This window comes from Collimonas humicola (assembly GCF_018304945.1).
GTDB lineage: Bacteria > Pseudomonadota > Gammaproteobacteria > Burkholderiales > Burkholderiaceae_D > Collimonas > Collimonas humicola.
Genome location: NZ_JAGQEE010000001.1, coordinates 689,401 through 705,012 on the forward strand (window position 1 = coordinate 689,401; position 15,612 = coordinate 705,012).

The window sequence follows — 15,612 nt, forward strand, 5'->3', positions numbered from 1 at the left end:
TTCGTCGATGAATGCTGGAGGGACTTGGCCTTGTATTGTAATCCAGCTTGCCTGTCGGTTTTGCGCCGGCGCGGGCCTCAGACCGGCACGTCGCCTTCAACCGTAGTCCGGTACAGGGTGCGCCGCAGATGCTGGGGCGTGATGGCGGCATAGTGCACGGTGCTGCGGTTATCCCAGAACACCATGTCATGGGCATGCCATTGATGGCGGTAGACGTTTTCGGCGCGTATCGTGTGTTCATGCAGGAAACGCAGCAGCGCCGCGCTTTCATCCGGCGGCAGGCCGACGATGTGCGAGGTAAATCCTTCGCTGACGAAGAGCGCCTTGCGGCCGCTTTCCGGATGCACGCGGATCACCGGATGCTCGACTTCCGGCACCTCGTCGATCTGCCTTTGCGTGAGGTCGGCGCGCCACGGCGACAGCTTCTGCAGGCGCCGGTAGCGGTACACATAGGAATGCACCGCGCGCCGGCCTTCCAGCGTCCGCCTGACGTCGGCCGGCAAGGTGTCGTAGGCTCTGAACATGTTGGCGAACAGGGTGTCGCCTTGTTCCGCCGGCAATTCTTGCGCGTGCAGCAGCGAGCCCAGGCTGGGCCTGGGCATGTACGACAGGTCGGAATGCCAGTCGGCGCCGGCATCGACCAGGCCGATCGGCTTGCCGTTTTCGATGACATTGGAAACGATCAGGATTTCAGGATGGCCGGGCAGGTGGAAACGGTTCAGCACATGGATTTGCAGCGGACCGAAGCAGCGGCTGAAAGCCACGTGCTGCTCGGGTGTGATGCGCTGCTCGCGGAACACCAGCAGGCCGTGCTTGACCAGGGCCATGCGTATGCGCGCCAGATCCAGCCCGGACAGTGGCAAGTTGAGGTCGAGGCCGGTGATTTCCGCGCCCAGCGGGCCACTGATCGGCGTGATCTGGAATGCCTGGGAGGGCATGCCCGGAGGAGTGGCTGTATCGATGGCAATAGACATAAGATGGCTTTGGTAACGGAGCGGGTGCATGGTTTTCGCAGGCGGCGTCTGTCAAAAACAACATTACACCCGCTTAAGCCTGGCAGCGGCAAATAATGGATTCTCATATCCATATGCGGTCCGCAGCCGCCGGCTGCCTGGCCGGGGACCTGAGTTAGCGTTTTGCCGCCACCAGGCAGAACATTGCGCCTTGCGGGTCAAATCCCTGCAGTATCCAGCTGCCGCCCGGGACCTGGTGCGGTCCCATGATGATCTTGCCGCCGCCGGCGTTCACGCGCTCAACCGCGGCGTCGATGGCTTCTACATTGATGTAGTACAGCCAGCAAGGCGCCGGCATGTCGGCAGTCTTGGTCATCATGCCGCCGAGCGGCGCGCCGCCGGTGGCGAAAGTCTGGTAGACGCCCATAGGCCCTATGTCGATGGCTTCTGCCTTGGTCCAGCCGAACAGGCCGGCATAGAAGGCAAAAGCGCTGTCGAGATCGCCGGCATGCAGCTCATGCCAGCCGAAGTGGCCGGGCGTGCCGGGAGCCGGCGGCGCCGGCTGGGCCTCGCTATTGCCTTTGAACAGGATGAAACCGGCGCCATGCGGATCGGCCGCCACGGCAAAGCGGCCGACGCCGGGAATGTCGGCCGGCGCGCGGCGGATCGAGCCGCCTGCGGCCGTTACCCGCGCAGCGTAGTCGTCGACATCGCTGACCGCGATATAACCCATCCAGCAAGGCTTGGCGCCCATGGCGCGCGCCTCCTCCGGAATCGCCATCAGGCCGCCGACCATGATGTCGCCCGCCGACAGGATGGTGTAGGCGGGGCCGCCCATGCCGGCGTCCTGCATCTTCCAGCCGACCACGCTGCTGTAGAAAGCCTCGGCGGCCTTGGTGTCGCTGGTCATGACGTCGTACCACACGAATTTTGCCTGGTTAGCTGACATGTCGACTGCTCCTTTGGGTGGGGTGGGTGAAGTTGCAATTATAGCCACAGCTGCACTTGCAGAGGCATGAATCAATGTAGGCGATCAGGCGGCAAGCGAAAAGGCCTGAAACACTATATGAAGGAAAACTTTGTAGTTTGTCTTCATATGTACTAGACTATGCGGCATGAATGAACAAAACGATCCGGATATCGCCCACGCATCCGCCATGGCAGGAGAGCTGCGGGTAGTGCTCGGCCGCCTCAGCCGGCGGCTGCGCGAACAGGCCCATGCGGGGGATTTCACCGGTTCGCAAAAGTCGGTGCTGATCCGGCTCGAGCGCGACGGCCCGGCGACTGTCACTGGCCTGGCCAAGGCGGAAGGCGTACGGCCGCAATCGATGGGCGCCACCATCGCGGTGCTTGAGGCTGCCGGGCTGGTGGCCGGTGCGGCGGATCCGGCCGATGGCCGGCAAACCATTTTGTCGCTGACGGACGCCTGCCGGGAAATGATACGGGCCAGCCGGGCGGCAAGGGAAGACTGGCTGTTGCGCGCGATCCGGACCAGGTTCGCGGCAGACGAGCTGGACCAGCTGGCGGCCAGCGTCGAACTGTTGAAACGCCTGGCCGACGCCTGAACCATCCTGCGCCGTGCGGCGCTTAACCTGAATAACAGAAAGCATTCCATGACCGTAAGCACGCTGGATCCGAACACCGCACTAGTCGTCATCGATCTGCAAAAAGGCATCGTCGCTTATCCGACCGTACACCCGGCCGGCCAGGTGGTGCAGCACGCTGCAGCGCTGGCTGAAGCCTTCCGCCGGCATGGCTTGCCGGTGGTGCTGGTCAACGTTACCGGCGGCGCGCCGGGGCGGGCGGAACAGGCGCGCAAGCTCGATGCGCTGCCGGCCGGCTGGACCGACCTGGTGCCGGAACTGAAGCAGCAGCCGCAAGACCATCTGGTCAGCAAACGCACCTGGGGCGCATTTACCGGCACCGGGCTCGATGCGTACCTGAAAAAACTGGGCGTCACGCAGCTGGTGCTGGCCGGCGTTTCCACCAGCATCGGCGTCGAGTCGACCGCGCGCCAGGCGTACGAACTTGGCTTCAACGTCGCGCTGGCGCTGGACGCCATGACCGACACCAGCGCCGAGGCGCACGACAACAGCGTCGCCCGGATCTTCCCGCGCCTGGGCGAGACCGGCAGCAGCCAGCAGATCATCGCTCTGCTGGATAGCCGCCTGCCATGAACATGCCTGCCATCCGGATGGCAGGCGGGAGCGCGCTGTGCTGACGGGTACTTTCCGCTCGCTGAACAATTTCAATTACCGGCTATGGGCCGGCGGCGCGCTGGTGTCGAACGTCGGCACCTGGATGCAGCGCACCGCTCAGGACTGGATTGTCCTGACCCAGCTGACCCACAATAACGCGACTGCCGTCGGCATAGTCATGGCGCTGCAGTTCGGGCCGCAGGCGCTGCTGCTGCCGCTGACCGGCTATGCAGCAGATCATTTCGACCGCCGCAAGCTGCTGATCGTCACCCAGGCGGCGATGGGAGCGCTGGCGCTGGGACTGGGGATTCTTACCGTGGCCGGCGTGGTGCAACTGTGGCAGGTCTATCTGTTTGCCTTGCTGCTTGGCTGTGTCACTGCGTTCGATGCGCCGGCGCGCCAGACTTTCGTTTCGGAACTGGTGGAGGAACACGAGCTGTCGAATGCGGTGGCGTTGAATTCGACCTCCTTCAATGCCGCGCGCATGATCGGACCGGCCATCGCCGGCGTCCTTATCGCGGTGGTCGGCGCCGGCTGGGTATTCCTGCTCAACGCCGCTTCGTTCGCGGCGGTGCTGGCCTCGCTCAGCCTGCTGCGGCTTGATGAGCTGCATCTGCGCGCTCGCGCTGCCCCTGCACGCGGCAGCCTGGCGGCGGGTTTCCGTTACATATGGAGGCGGCCCGACCTGAAAGCCATCCTGCTGATGTTTTTCCTGATCGGCACCTTCGGACTGAATTTTCCCATCTTCATTTCAACCATGTCGGTCAGCGTCTTCCACGCCGGCGCACACCAGTATGGCTTCCTGTCCTCGATCATGGCGCTTGGATCGGTGACCGGCGCGCTGCTTGCCGCGCGCCGCGAGAAACCGCGCATGACCTGGCTGCTGACGGGCGCCGGCGTCTTCGGCGGCGGCCTGGTGCTGGCGGCGCTGATGCCGGGCTACGGGCTGTTTGCGATCGCGCTGGTGCTGATCGGCGTCGCTGCCCAGACATTCACCACTACGGCGAACAGCATGGTGCAGCTCTCGACCGAGCCCGCCATGCGCGGCCGGGTGATGGCGATCCTGCTGGCGCTGGCCCTGGGCGGCACGCCGCTCGGCGCGCCGGTGGTCGGCTGGGTCGCAGACACCTTCGGCCCGCGCTGGGCAATGGGCGTCGGCGCCGCTTCCGGCTTCGCGGCAGCGTGGGTCGGGATTCATTACCTGATGAAGTATCGCCAGCTGCGTGTGCGCATGGTCGGCGGCAAGCTGCGTTTCAGCCTTGGCCGTGCATTTCCCGAGGCCAAGTGAAAAGGTCTTGATCGGCCGGCGCTCAGGCCAGGGTGCCGCGACGCAGGCGGCTTACCCAGTCCAGCAGCGCCTCCGGATCGTCTTCCATCGCGGCCGGCACCTGATAGTAGCTGGCGACCGTCACCGTCTTGGCCTTGGTCGCGTAGCGAAACGGCTCGCAACCCAGCTTTTCGAAGACCGGCCGGCTCCTGTCGTCTACCCGCAGGTAGAGCGTGCCCTTGATGACGAATCCGAACTGCAGCTGGTTGATGCTTAGCCCGGCGCCGCCGAAAAAACGCGATACCGTAATCTCCCCGAGAGGGGCCAGGTAATCCGCCAGTTCAAGGGCCCTGGCGCGTGCTGTGTCTGTGCTCATGGTTGTCGGTCGCCGCTAGCTGTTTGCAAAAAAATAAGCAGAGTTTATTGCATATTGTCCTGTTTGGCAGCAGCGCTCCGGCTTGCGCCTGGCCGATAGCCGTCGTCCAGCGTTTTCAGGAACGCCGCAATGTCCTTGATTTCGGCGTCGTCCAAGCGCAACGGCGAACAGCACAGGCAAGCTGGCTGTCAGGCTGCCGGCATCTTGCGGAAGCCGACTGCCAGCCGGTTCCAGCTGTTGATCGTGTTGATCGCCAGGGTCAGGTTGACCATTTCGGTGTCGTTGAACTGGGCACGCAGCAGCGCGTAGTCGGCGTCCGGTGCATGGGTCTGGGCGATCAGCGTCACGGCTTCGGTCCAGGCCAGGGCGGCGCGTTCGCGGTCGCTGAAGAAGGGCGCTTCGCGCCAGGCGGTGACGGCGTACAGACGGCGTTCGGTTTCGCCGGCCTTGCGGGCATCGGCGGTGTGCATGTCGATGCAAAAGGCGCAGCCGTTGAGCTGCGATGCGCGCAGCTTGACCAGCTCCAGCAGCGACGGTTCGAGGCCCAGCTTGTTGACGGCGCCTTCCAGCGCGATCATGGCTTTCATCACTTCCGGCGAGGCCGTGTAGAAATCGATACGTGCTTCCAAGATATTCTCCTATATTTGCTTGGTGGGTAAGAGACTGCATGATAGGGGAGCCAAAGACATCCGCGGATAACCAATTCCGCTAAAAAACAGGAGGCCACTGGGCGCGTTTGCACTGGCTGCACGGACATGCTAAAACGCTGGGTTGCCTGGGTTGCATCCAGCACAGCGGGTTCTTGCCTGTTTTATCTATCGTATGTGGAGCGCTTATGGAGTTGCATGTCGTCATCGACGGCGATAAGGACCTGGCGGGGCAGGTCTATCGGCAGATCAGGGAAGCGATCCGGTCCGGACGCCTGGCGGCCGGCGAACAGGTGCCGCCTTCGCGGCTGCTGGCGCAGCAGCTGCGGGTGTCGCGCAAGACCGTGTCGGAAGCCTACGCCCGCCTGACCGTCGACCAGCTTCTGGTGGGGAAGGTCGGCAGCGGCACTTTTGTCAACGCGACAATGCAGCCGCGTCCGCGCCAGTTTGCCGGCAAGGACCTGGCCGGCGGCGCCACCCTGAAAACCTGGCTGGGGCGTTCCATTCCCTTGCCGGCGCCCGGGCCGGACCGCCGCTCAGGCTATGATTTTGTCGGCGGCGGCACTAAAAGCCATTTCCCGATCAGCGAATGGCGCCAGTGCGTGCTGCACGGCTTGCGCAAGAGCCAGGCCGACCGCGGCTTCTACTCCTATCCGGAAGGCTTGCCGGTATTGCGCGAGGCCATCGCCCGCCATACCTCGTTTGCCCGCGGCGTGCGCTGCGTGCCGGCGGATGTGCTGGTCACTAATGGCGCCCAGCAGGCCATCGACCTGATCGCCCGCGTCCTGCTTGAGCCGGGCTGCACCGTGGCTGTCGAAGATCCGGGCTATCCGTCGGCGCGCATCGCCTTCACCAGCCAGGGCGCCCGCATTGCCTGCATTCCGGTGGATGCCGAAGGCATGATGGTGGACCAGATCCCTGAGCAGACGCGCCTGATCTATGTCACGCCCGCGCACCAGTTCCCGCTTGGCATGCCGATGAGCCTGGCGCGCCGCCAGGCGCTGCTGAAGCGCGCCGGCGGATTGGGCGCGATCATCATCGAAGACGACTACGACAGCGAGTTCCGCTACCAAGGGCGGCCCACCGATTCCCTGCAAAGCATGGATACGGAAGGGCTGGTCGCCTTTGTCGGCACTTTTTCCAAGGTCATGCAGCCGGAGCTGCGCATCGGCTACCTGATTGCGCCGCCCGCCATCCGCGAGGCGGTGGCCATCGCCAAGCACCTCTCTGACTGGCATGCGCCCACCATGATGCAATGGGCGCTGGCCAAGTTCATCGACGACGGCTATCTGCAAAAGCACATCCGGCGCTGCCATGCGATCTACGGCAGCCGCCGCGAGCAGATGCTGGCGCGCTTTGCCGGCGACCTGGCGCCCTGGCTGCAGCCGATCGCCGCCACCGCCGGCTTCCATATGACTGCGCTGACCAAGCGCGAGATCGATCTTCCATTGCTGCTCAAGCTGGCGCGGCGGGTCGACGTCGGCCTGTATCCGATCGACGTCTTTTATCACGCGCAGCCGCCGCTGCAGGGCCTGTTCTTTGGCTATGGCGCGATTGAAACCCTGGATATCGCGCCGGCGCTGGACCGCGTCAAAGCGATTTTGAGCGAGATCGCCTGACGCCGCGATGGCCCTTTTTGCGGTTTCGTCGGGCATATCCTGTAAGCGCTATACAATAGCCCGCGCAGGCAGGCCATGCGGGTCAATATTCACGACGGAAATATCTGGGAGAAATTCATGGGTAGTCTTCATCGGCGATTGAAACTGGCGGTCCTCAGTACATGCATGGCAGCGCTGCTGGCCGGCTGCGGCGGCGGCAGTGATTCCGGCGGCGGCAATGCCGCAGCCAACGCGGCGGTGGATCAGCCATATACCGATCCGGTGGCCTATTCAGTCAATCCGAAAGATTCCTTGCCCAGCGCCAGCGAAAATGCCGCCGTTGCGCACCATACCCTTGCCCTGGCAGGCAGCAATATTGCCTATACGACCACGACCGGGCACTTGACTGCCAGCGACGCCCGAGGCAATCCGGAGGCCTCGTTTTTCTATGTTGCCTACACAGCGGACGGCCAGGACCCCAAGACCCGGCCTGTGACATTTTTTTATAACGGCGGACCGGGCAGCCCGGCGATCTACCTGCGGCTGGGCTCGTTCGCCCCGACCCGCGTCGATACTGCCGATCCGCTAGGGACCGGCTATCCGAACTTTTCGGTGGTCGACAACCAGGAGAGCCTGATCGACACTACCGACCTGGTGTTCATCGATCCGCCCGGCACCGGCTATTCCGAAGCGATCGCGCCCAACACCAACGCCACGTTCTGGGGCGTGGACCAGGATGCCGGCGTGATGCGGGACTTTATCCAGCGCTATATCACGGCCAACCAGCGTTCGGCGTCGCCCATCTACCTGTATGGCGAGTCGTACGGCACGCCGCGCACGGCAGTACTGTCGCATCTGCTGGAAAGCGCCGGCGTGCATCTGAGCGGGATCGTCCTCAATTCATCGATCCTTGATTACAACGACATGGGCCGCAACGGCGACCAGTACGCTTCATCCTTGCCGACTTTCGGCGCAGTGGCGGCGTATTACAACAAGGTGGCGCCGGCGCCGGCCAGCACGCCCGGCTACATGGCGACCATGCGCGGCGTCGTGCTGCAGCAGTATGCCTCCTTCACCGACGACGCCAATTACACCTATGGCGACCCGCCCAGCGCCAGCCAGGCACAATCGTTTGCGACCCTGGCCAGCCTGTCCGGCCTGGGCAATGAAGCGCTCAAGCTGTATTTCGGCACTGCCGTCGCCACCAACAGCAACAGCTACGGCGACCAGCTCAAGCCCGGTTTCCTGATCGGCTCCTATGACGGCCGCGTCGCCGCCGCCAACGGCAGCGCCATGGCGCAGGGAGGCGATCCGTCCAGTTCGCTGGTGAGCAGTTTTTTCAATATACAGAGCCAGCAGGTGCTGCCCAACTACCTGAAGTACAGCGCGCCCAACACCAGCTATTCCTCAGGCCGGCCGCCAGGCTGGACCTGGGATTTCAGCCACGGCGGCAAGGCTTATCCGGATACCATTCCCGACCTGGCCCAGGAGATTGCGCTGAACCCGAAAATCAAGATATTTTCAATAAACGGCTACCATGATTTCGTGACGCCTTTCTTTGCCACCGAAAAGGACCTGGGACGCCTGAAAACGCTCCCCAGCCTGCAGCAAAACCCGCCCAACATCCAGCTGACCCACTACAACGGTGGCCATATGACTTACCTGGACAACGATTCGCGGCCGCTGATCAAGGCCGACCTGGCAAGTTTTTACAAAGGAACGCCGATTTCCGGCGCCATGGGCTTTGCCGATTTGCCGGATCCGTGGCCGGACAACACCACGCCGGCCGCTGCCAGCTTGAAAGCCATAACGCTGCGCTAAAAGCGCCTATGATGAAATATGCGGATGAAAAGGAAGCGAGCATGAAAAATTCTTGGCATTCAATCAGCGCGGTGCTGTGCGCCGCCGGCCTCAGCAGCGCCATGAGCATCGCCCAGGCAGGCACGGAAGGACCGCTGCTGCCGCCGGGAGCGCCGTTGCCGGCGCCGACCCCGATCAGCAAAGGCGCCGATCTGCAGCAGCAGGTGGATCAGGGCCTGAAAGCGGATTTCGACGCCGCCGATGTCGACAAGAAGGGCGTCTTGACCAAGGAGCAGGCGCAGAAAGCCGGGCTCGGTTTTGTCAGCAACAACTTCAGCAAGATCGATACCGCCAAGCGCGGCAAGGTGACCTTTGAGGACGTCAAGCGCTATATCCAGATGCAGAGATAGGCGCGGCTGAAGGGAAAATTCAAGGCAAGGTTCAAGGCAAGGGCGCGCGCTCGTATTCCGGCGGCGCCCACAGATGCTTCAGGCGCTGCGCCAGGCTGCCCGGCTGCGCCACATCGCGCCACATCGCGATGAATTCGTGGAAATTGAGGGTCAGCGCATTGTGGCTGTGGACCTGGCGCTTGATGCCGTAATCCACGGCTTCCCGCTCTTCCACATAAGTTCCGAACAGGCGGTCGAAAACAATCAGCACGCCGCCGTAGTTCCTGTCGATATAGCAGTCGTTGCGGCCGTGATGGGCGCGGTGGTTGCTGGGGGTGTCGAACAGGTACTCCAGCACCGGATGCAGCTTGCCGACGCTTTCGGTGTGGATGAAGAACTGGTACACCAGGTCGCAGGCGTACAGGATGAACACCACCGCCGGATGCACGCCCAGCAGCACCAGGGGCATGAAAAACAGCCACCAGCCGGTGATCGGGTAGAGCATCGATTGCCGCATGGCGGTCGTCATGTTCATGTGCTCGCCGCTATGGTGCACCACGTGGGCGGTCCAGAACCAGCGTACGCGATGGCTGCTGCGATGGAACCAGTAATAGCAGAATTCGACGCCGAGGAAGATCGGCAGCAGGGTCCAGCCGTTGATCGGGATCGTAAAGAAACGGTGATGCCAGAACCAGAATATGGCGGCGCCGACGAACAGCACGTGCACCGCCAGTTCAAACAGCTGGTAGCTGCTGCCGAGGGTGAGGTTGGTGAGGATGTCTTTCCAATAGAACTGCTGGCGCGCGCCGCGCTTGCGCATGACCTGCCATTCGATGGCAAAGCCGACCAGGAACAAGGGCGTCATGCCGATCAGCACCACCTGTTTCCACTCTATATGAGAACCGAAAGTGCTCTCCATCCAGGCAATCAGATCCATCATGATGTACTGCTCCACGCGCGTAGTCGATGCGCTGGATTTTAGCGCCGGGCCAGCTTAAAGGCTTGACCGCGACAGACAATTATTTGACAATTCTCGCCATGCACCAAACCATAGCCGAACAGCCTCCACGGGGCGTGGTCCCCAGCACCTATGTGCGGCTGCTGTATGAGTATCTTGAAAAGCGAGGTGTGGCTGCGGCCGCCTTGCTGGGCGTCGCCGCGCCGGAAGCAGCTGACCGCGGCTCGCTGCGTTACCCGGTGGCTGCCTGGCGCACCTTGCTGCAGCGCGCCGCCGAGTACCTGCAAGACCCCTTGCTCGGCCTGCATCTGGGCCAGACTATTACGCCGGCCCATTTCGGCGTGATGGGCTATGTGCTGCTGGCTTGTCCCAGCCTCGGCGCGGCGCTGGCCCGCACCTTGCAATACCAGCGCCTGCTGTACGACGTCAATCCCATGCGCAGCAGCGTGGAGGGCAGCGACCTGCTGCTGGAATGGGGCGTCGACCAGGGCCGTCCCGGACCGCTGGTGGACGAGTGCGCCATCACCGCGCTGCTGCAGCTGACCCATAACGCCACCGGCCGCCGCATCGTAGCCACCGAAATCCGCTTCGTCAATCCGGCGCCGGCCGACGTCCAGCCATATCGTGAGTGGTTCGGCTGTCCGGTATTGTTCGACCAGCCGGAAACCTCGATCCGCTTTCCGCAAGCGCTGCTGGCATTGCCGCTGCGGCAGCCGGATACGGTCCTGCTGAATGTGCTGGAACGACAGGCCGATGACTTGCTGGCGCAATTGCCGCCCAGCGACGATTTCGAACAGGCGGTGCGGCGCTGCATCGCCCGCCTGGTGCGCGAAGGCCAGCCGGAGCTGGACCTGGTCGCCAACGAGCTGCACGTTTCTGCGCGCACCTTGCATCGCCGGCTGGCCGCCGCCGGCATCAACTTCAGGGAGCTGCGCGAGAGTATCCGCCAGCGCCTGGCCGAAGATTATCTGGCCGACCCGCGCCTGCAGCTGGGTGAAATCGCCCAGTTGCTGGGCTATTCCGAGCAAAGCGCGTTTACCCGCGCATTCCGGCGCTGGAGCGGGCAGGCGCCGTACGCTTACCGGCTCAGTTTGCTCAATCCCGACGCCGGATAAGTTTCCCCCGCCAGATCCGCAAAGTGCGCGCCGCAGACGCAATGCGGCTGATTCCTGTCGCCTCGTCGCAAGTTTCCCCTCCGCCTGGATGCTACGTTGGCAAGCATCTCGTACGCCAGCGCCGCCGCATGCCGCAGCGTCATGAGGGCGTCATATAAGCGCTATAGCCTGTCGGTCGCATTCAACCATCACCATGTATTTTCCGGAGATAAGCACATGACACAAAAGAGCAGGCGTGATTTCCTGGCCTTGACGGCGAAAACGGCAGCCGCCGCAGCGGCCGCAGGCGTCTTTCCCGACACCATCCGGCAAGCGCTGGCCGTCCCCGCCAACTGCAAGACCGGCACGATTGCAGACGTCGAGCACGTCGTGATTTTCATGCAGGAAAACCGCTCTTTCGATCATTACTTCGGCAAGCTGGCCGGCGTGCGCGGCTTCGGCGATCCGCGCGCCATCTCGCTGCCCAGCGGGCAGTCGGTGTGGTACCAGCCGAATGGCGGCTCCTACGTGCTGCCTTATCATTTCGATGCGAAGGGCACCAACGCCACGCGCGTCGGCTTGAACCACAGCTGGAAAGGCACAGAGGACGCCTGGAAGAACTGGGATGCCTGGGTGCCCAAGAAGACGGCCTACACCATGGGCTATTTCGACCGCGGCGACCTGCCGTTCTACTACGCGGTGGCAGACGCATTCACCATCTGCGACGCCTATCACTGTTCGATTTTCGGCCCGACCGATCCGAACCGCTTCTATGCCTTGTCCGGCAGCGCCGGCGAGAATATCACCGGGCTCAACGACGGCAACCTGTATAACGCCAACCCGATCTATAACGGCGACCTCAACAACGACGACATCAGCGCCGCCACCACGGCCGCGGTGCCAAACTGGAAGACTTACGCCGAAGTCCTGGAAGCCAACAACGTCAGCTGGAAGGCTTACCAGGAGTTCGACAACTATGGCGACAACTACCTGGCCTACTTCAGGAACTTCCGGGTTGAAAGCGACGGCAGCCGGCTCAAGACCAGCTCGCCTTTGTATCTGAAGGGCAGGGCGCTGGCGGACGGTTCCACTAAAGACAATGCCGCCGGCACCAAGGGCGATTTGCTGATCAAGGCATTCAAGCGCGACATCGACGGCGTCGACGGCAAGACCGCCTTGCCGCAGGTTTCATGGATTTTTGCGCCTTACGAATATTGCGAGCATCCGGAAGCGTCGCCCAATGCCGGCGAAGACATTGCATCCAGGCTGCTGGGTGCGCTGGCGAGCAATCCGGAGGTCTGGTCGAAAACCGTGTTCCTGATCAACTATGACGAAAACGACGGTTTCTTCGATCATATGCCGTCCAATGTGCCGCCGCTGAGCGCCGACAAGGGCATGACCACCCTGGCCGATCCGAGCATCGGTGAGGTTTACCAGCAGCAGCCGAAGGGCCTGGGGCCGCGCGTGCCGATGCTGGTGATTTCGCCGTGGAGCCGCGGCGGCCGGGTCTGTTCGCAGTTGTTCGACCATACTTCGGTGCTGCGCTTCCTGGAGGAATGGCTGTCGACAGGCAAGGGGCTGGATCGCGAAAAGGTCACTTGCAAGAATATCTCGCCATGGCGCCGTGCGGTATGCGGCGACCTCACCTCCGCCTTCGATTTCAAGACGCCCAACAAAGCCTGGCCGCAGATCACGCCGGCGCCGCCTTACCAAAAGGTCGATTCGCCGGTCAGCGCCACGCCGCCGGCGCAGCAGGTTTTTCCGCTGCAGGAGTCGAATCGCGAACCGCGCCCGGCTTGCCGCTTGCCGTACCAGTTCCATGTCGACGCCCGCGCCGCCGCCCAGGCCGGCCATCGCGAACTGACGCTGAGCCTGGGCAATACCGGCAAGGCCGGCGCCGCTTTCATTGCTTATTCGAATCTGCGCCAGGACGGCCCATGGCATTACGCGGTGGAAGCTGGGAAAGCGCTGCGCGATGTCAAGCTCGGCAACTGGAGCACAGATCAATATGAATTGCGGGTGCATGGTCCGAACGGCTTTTTCAGGGAAATCAAAGGCAGCTTTGCGGCTGCCGGCAGCGCCGCCGCGGCACGGCCTGAAATACTGGTGCGCGACGACTATGAACGCCACGCCATCGTCCTGGTCTTGTCCAACGAGGCGGGCGCCAAGGCTTGCACCTTCACGGTAAGCGCCAATGCCGGTCCGTCGCGCGGCTTTGTGGCGCCGTATCGGGTCGAGGCCGGCAGGTCTCTGCGCCTGATGGTGCCTTTGGCCGCGGCCAAAGGCTGGTACGACTTCAGCGTGACGGCGGACTCCGATGCCGGCTTCCTGCGCCGCATCGCCGGCCACGTCGAGAGCGCCGCCCGCAGCTGGACGGATCCGCAGATCGGCGTCATCGCGCCTTCGACCTTGTCGACGCCGACGCCGATCGTACGCCGGGGCAGCGCGATCGCATTCAACTACAGCACCGCGCTGCAGAAGCAGAATCCGCGCAACTGGATCGGGGTGTTCCCAGCCTCCAGCACTGTCCCCGACCAGGCCGGCTACAAGGCTTATAGCGTGTATGAATACGCGGCGGCACTTGGCGGCCAGGTGACGCTGAAGACGCAGGGACTGGCGGCCGGATCCTACAAGGCCTGGTTCCTCGCCAACGACGGCTATGCCGAGCAATTGGCAGGGCCGGTGGTGTTTACCGTCACGGCCTGAGGCTCCCCGGTATCGAGCGGCGGACCGGGCAGGGCACTGTCCGGTCCGTGCAGTAGAACATCCATTTTTTCATCGTCCTGCGTTGCCGCGCCGGCGCGTTTATTGGATTCCTAGTATTCTCTCAGTCACGCAAGCGGCCGGCGAGGTTGACAAGCCGGCGACGGCGCAAGATTTCGAATCCATAGCGCAAAAGGAAAAATCATGATGTCCAAGGCTGTCAAAATTCCTGGTCCCGATCATCCCATCACGATAACGCCCAACGCGGCGCGCGTCGTCGTCACCCTCGGCGGCCGCGTCATTGCCGATACGCGCAGGGCCTTGACGCTGCAAGAAGCGGCTTATCCCGCTGTCCAGTACATTCCGCGCGAGGATGTCGACATGGCACTGCTGGAACGGACGGAGCACGCTACCTATTGTCCGTACAAGGGCGACTGCGCTTACTACAGCATCCCATCCGGCGGCGAGCGCTCGGTCAATGCCGTGTGGTCTTACGAGGCCCCTTATGCGGCGGTCAAGGACATCAAGAATTACCTGGCTTTTTATCCGGGGCGGGTTGATTCGATAGAAGAGCGCTAGGACGGGGACGACGCTGGGATTGTTCTGTTGCCTCAGTTCCGACTCAACTTCCACAGAATATGCACGGCAAGGAGTAGTTATGCGTAATCGACTCATCCAAATGGTGAGCGTTGGATTAGCGGCGATTCTCATGGGTCTTGGCAGTAGCCATGCTGACGCTGCTTGCACCGTACCCGCCCCGGTGACATCAATCGATCCAGCCGGGTTTTACGACGATCCGGCCGCTTATGCGCAGGCGGTCAAGCCGATGCGTGACTATATCTACCAGCTCAACAAGGCCGCGGAATCGAAACAATGGAACTGCGTTCTCGCGCTTTTGGATGGTTGGGCCCGCGCGGATGCCTTGATGGGTCCTATCAGCGGCTACCAGGGCTACTATGAGCGTTCCTGGGCCGGGACGGATTTCGCGCTCGTGCTGCTGCGGCTGCCCCGGGAAGTCAGCGAGGCTAATGCGGACCAGTTGCGCGTCATTACGTCGTGGCTGACCCGCATCGCCATCGCTACGCGGGACGCGGATGCGATCAACCATTTGCACAACAATCTGGTCTATTGGGCCGGACTGAACCTTGTCGCTATCGGCACGCTGGCGCAGCAGCAGAAGTTAATCGATGCCGGACTTGCACGCGCCCGGGAGGGGATCCGCGATATAGGTCCGCACGGCGAATTGGAGCGTGAGATCAAGCGTGGCGATCGCGCTTTGCATTACCATACCTTCGCGCTGATTCCGCTGGTCTTCACAGCGGAACTGGCCGAGCGGCAAGGTGTGAATCTCTACCAGGAAAATTACGGCGCAATCGGCCGGCTGGCGGATCTGGTGATCAAGGCCGTGCAGAATCCCGACAGCTTCGCCGAGATCACCCCGGTCAAACAGAATCTCTTCCCCTGGACATTTCAGGATGAGCTTTCGTGGATGGAGCCGTATTACACGCGCACGCGCGACCCCCGAGTCCCCGCGCTGATGGCTCCGCGCCGTCCGTTCCGCGAATGGCGTCTTGGCGGCAACGTCACCGTCGCATGGGACGGTGAGCCGCCCCAATGAGCGTTGCGTGA

General features: G+C 62.7%; 15 protein-coding genes. 10 read left to right on the forward strand and 5 right to left on the reverse strand.

The genetic code is table 11. From position 1 onward, the window contains the following. Nucleotides 1–77: 77 nt before the first annotated feature. Nucleotides 78–974, reverse strand: coding sequence for a TauD/TfdA dioxygenase family protein (locus tag KHU30_RS03205; protein ID WP_407928015.1), 897 nt, complete (start codon nt 972–974; stop codon nt 78–80). A 154-nt stretch (nt 975–1,128) separates the two neighbouring features. Beyond that, nucleotides 1,129–1,902, reverse strand: coding sequence for a VOC family protein (locus KHU30_RS03210; protein ID WP_211441182.1), 774 nt, complete (start codon nt 1,900–1,902; stop codon nt 1,129–1,131). Between the two features lie 166 nt (nt 1,903–2,068). Here KHU30_RS03210 and KHU30_RS03215 point away from each other — a divergent pair, with 166 nt between their 5' ends. The 3 genes from KHU30_RS03215 to KHU30_RS03225 are packed head-to-tail and all read left to right on the forward strand — an operon-like array spanning nt 2,069 to nt 4,439. Then, nucleotides 2,069–2,518 carry a MarR family winged helix-turn-helix transcriptional regulator gene (locus KHU30_RS03215; RefSeq protein ID WP_211441183.1) on the forward strand — a complete coding sequence of 150 codons (450 nt, stop codon included), beginning with the start codon at nt 2,069–2,071 and terminating at the stop codon, nt 2,516–2,518. 48 nt (nt 2,519–2,566) lie between these two features. Next, on the forward strand, nt 2,567–3,130 hold the full coding sequence (locus KHU30_RS03220; protein ID WP_211441184.1) for an isochorismatase family protein: 564 nt from the start codon (nt 2,567–2,569) through the stop codon (nt 3,128–3,130). A 40-nt stretch (nt 3,131–3,170) separates the two neighbouring features. Further along, nucleotides 3,171–4,439, forward strand: coding sequence for an MFS transporter (locus tag KHU30_RS03225; protein WP_211442181.1), 1,269 nt, complete (start codon nt 3,171–3,173; stop codon nt 4,437–4,439). 22 nt (nt 4,440–4,461) lie between these two features. Here KHU30_RS03225 and KHU30_RS03230 read toward each other — a convergent pair whose 3' ends face one another. Next, on the reverse strand, nt 4,462–4,794 hold the full coding sequence (locus KHU30_RS03230) for a TfoX/Sxy family protein (RefSeq protein ID WP_211441185.1): 333 nt from the start codon (nt 4,792–4,794) through the stop codon (nt 4,462–4,464). Nucleotides 4,795–4,982: 188 nt separating this feature from the next. Next, a complete protein-coding gene (locus KHU30_RS03235) occupies nt 4,983–5,423 on the reverse strand; it encodes a carboxymuconolactone decarboxylase family protein (RefSeq protein WP_211441186.1) in 441 nt (146 codons plus the stop codon). A gap of 206 nt (nt 5,424–5,629) precedes the next feature. Here KHU30_RS03235 and pdxR point away from each other — a divergent pair, with 206 nt between their 5' ends. From pdxR to KHU30_RS03250, 3 genes are all read left to right on the forward strand, one after another. Continuing rightward, on the forward strand, nt 5,630–7,060 hold the full coding sequence (gene pdxR, locus KHU30_RS03240; protein ID WP_211441187.1) for a MocR-like pyridoxine biosynthesis transcription factor PdxR: 1,431 nt from the start codon (nt 5,630–5,632) through the stop codon (nt 7,058–7,060). Between the two features lie 75 nt (nt 7,061–7,135). Then, nucleotides 7,136–8,860 (forward strand): S10 family serine carboxypeptidase-like protein, encoded by a 1,725-nt coding sequence (locus KHU30_RS03245; RefSeq protein WP_407928016.1) that lies wholly within the window; start codon nt 7,136–7,138, stop codon nt 8,858–8,860. A gap of 41 nt (nt 8,861–8,901) precedes the next feature. Continuing rightward, nucleotides 8,902–9,249 (forward strand): EF-hand domain-containing protein, encoded by a 348-nt coding sequence (locus KHU30_RS03250; protein ID WP_211441188.1) that lies wholly within the window; start codon nt 8,902–8,904, stop codon nt 9,247–9,249. 31 nt (nt 9,250–9,280) lie between these two features. Here KHU30_RS03250 and KHU30_RS03255 read toward each other — a convergent pair whose 3' ends face one another. Continuing rightward, complete coding sequence (locus tag KHU30_RS03255) at nt 9,281–10,168, reverse strand: sterol desaturase family protein (protein WP_211441189.1); 888 nt, start codon at nt 10,166–10,168, stop codon at nt 9,281–9,283. A 98-nt stretch (nt 10,169–10,266) separates the two neighbouring features. Between KHU30_RS03255 and KHU30_RS03260 the strand changes: the two genes are divergently transcribed. The 4 genes from KHU30_RS03260 (at nt 10,267) to KHU30_RS03275 (ending at nt 15,601) form a co-directional block, all read left to right on the forward strand. Then, the gene (locus KHU30_RS03260) at nt 10,267–11,301 is read left to right on the forward strand and encodes an AraC family transcriptional regulator (protein ID WP_211441190.1); all 1,035 of its coding nucleotides are present in this window, start codon (nt 10,267–10,269) and stop codon (nt 11,299–11,301) included. Between the two features lie 216 nt (nt 11,302–11,517). Further along, complete coding sequence (locus tag KHU30_RS03265) at nt 11,518–13,986, forward strand: phosphocholine-specific phospholipase C (protein ID WP_211441191.1); 2,469 nt, start codon at nt 11,518–11,520, stop codon at nt 13,984–13,986. Nucleotides 13,987–14,187: 201 nt separating this feature from the next. Further along, complete coding sequence (locus KHU30_RS03270) at nt 14,188–14,562, forward strand: DUF427 domain-containing protein (protein ID WP_211441192.1); 375 nt, start codon at nt 14,188–14,190, stop codon at nt 14,560–14,562. 79 nt (nt 14,563–14,641) lie between these two features. Further along, complete coding sequence (locus tag KHU30_RS03275; protein WP_211441193.1) at nt 14,642–15,601, forward strand: alginate lyase family protein; 960 nt, start codon at nt 14,642–14,644, stop codon at nt 15,599–15,601. The last annotated feature ends 11 nt before the right edge of the window (nt 15,602–15,612 follow it).

Bases quoted from the DNA above. Each gene is read 5' to 3' on its own strand.
- KHU30_RS03250 (WP_211441188.1), top strand. From the start codon at position 8,902: ATGAAAAATTCTTGGCATTCAATCAGCGCGGTGCTGTGCGCCGCCGGC.
- KHU30_RS03210 (WP_211441182.1), bottom strand. From the start codon at position 1,902: ATGTCAGCTAACCAGGCAAAATTCGTGTGGTACGACGTCATGACCAGC.
- KHU30_RS03230 (WP_211441185.1), bottom strand. From the start codon at position 4,794: ATGAGCACAGACACAGCACGCGCCAGGGCCCTTGAACTGGCGGATTAC.
- KHU30_RS03215 (WP_211441183.1), top strand. From the start codon at position 2,069: ATGAATGAACAAAACGATCCGGATATCGCCCACGCATCCGCCATGGCA.
- KHU30_RS03245 (WP_407928016.1), top strand. From the start codon at position 7,136: ATGCGGGTCAATATTCACGACGGAAATATCTGGGAGAAATTCATGGGT.
- KHU30_RS03220 (WP_211441184.1), top strand. From the start codon at position 2,567: ATGACCGTAAGCACGCTGGATCCGAACACCGCACTAGTCGTCATCGAT.
- KHU30_RS03255 (WP_211441189.1), bottom strand. From the start codon at position 10,168: ATGATGGATCTGATTGCCTGGATGGAGAGCACTTTCGGTTCTCATATA.
- pdxR (WP_211441187.1), top strand. From the start codon at position 5,630: ATGGAGTTGCATGTCGTCATCGACGGCGATAAGGACCTGGCGGGGCAG.
- KHU30_RS03260 (WP_211441190.1), top strand. From the start codon at position 10,267: ATGCACCAAACCATAGCCGAACAGCCTCCACGGGGCGTGGTCCCCAGC.
- KHU30_RS03265 (WP_211441191.1), top strand. From the start codon at position 11,518: ATGACACAAAAGAGCAGGCGTGATTTCCTGGCCTTGACGGCGAAAACG.
- KHU30_RS03270 (WP_211441192.1), top strand. From the start codon at position 14,188: ATGATGTCCAAGGCTGTCAAAATTCCTGGTCCCGATCATCCCATCACG.
- KHU30_RS03205 (WP_407928015.1), bottom strand. From the start codon at position 974: ATGTCTATTGCCATCGATACAGCCACTCCTCCGGGCATGCCCTCCCAG.
- KHU30_RS03275 (WP_211441193.1), top strand. From the start codon at position 14,642: ATGCGTAATCGACTCATCCAAATGGTGAGCGTTGGATTAGCGGCGATT.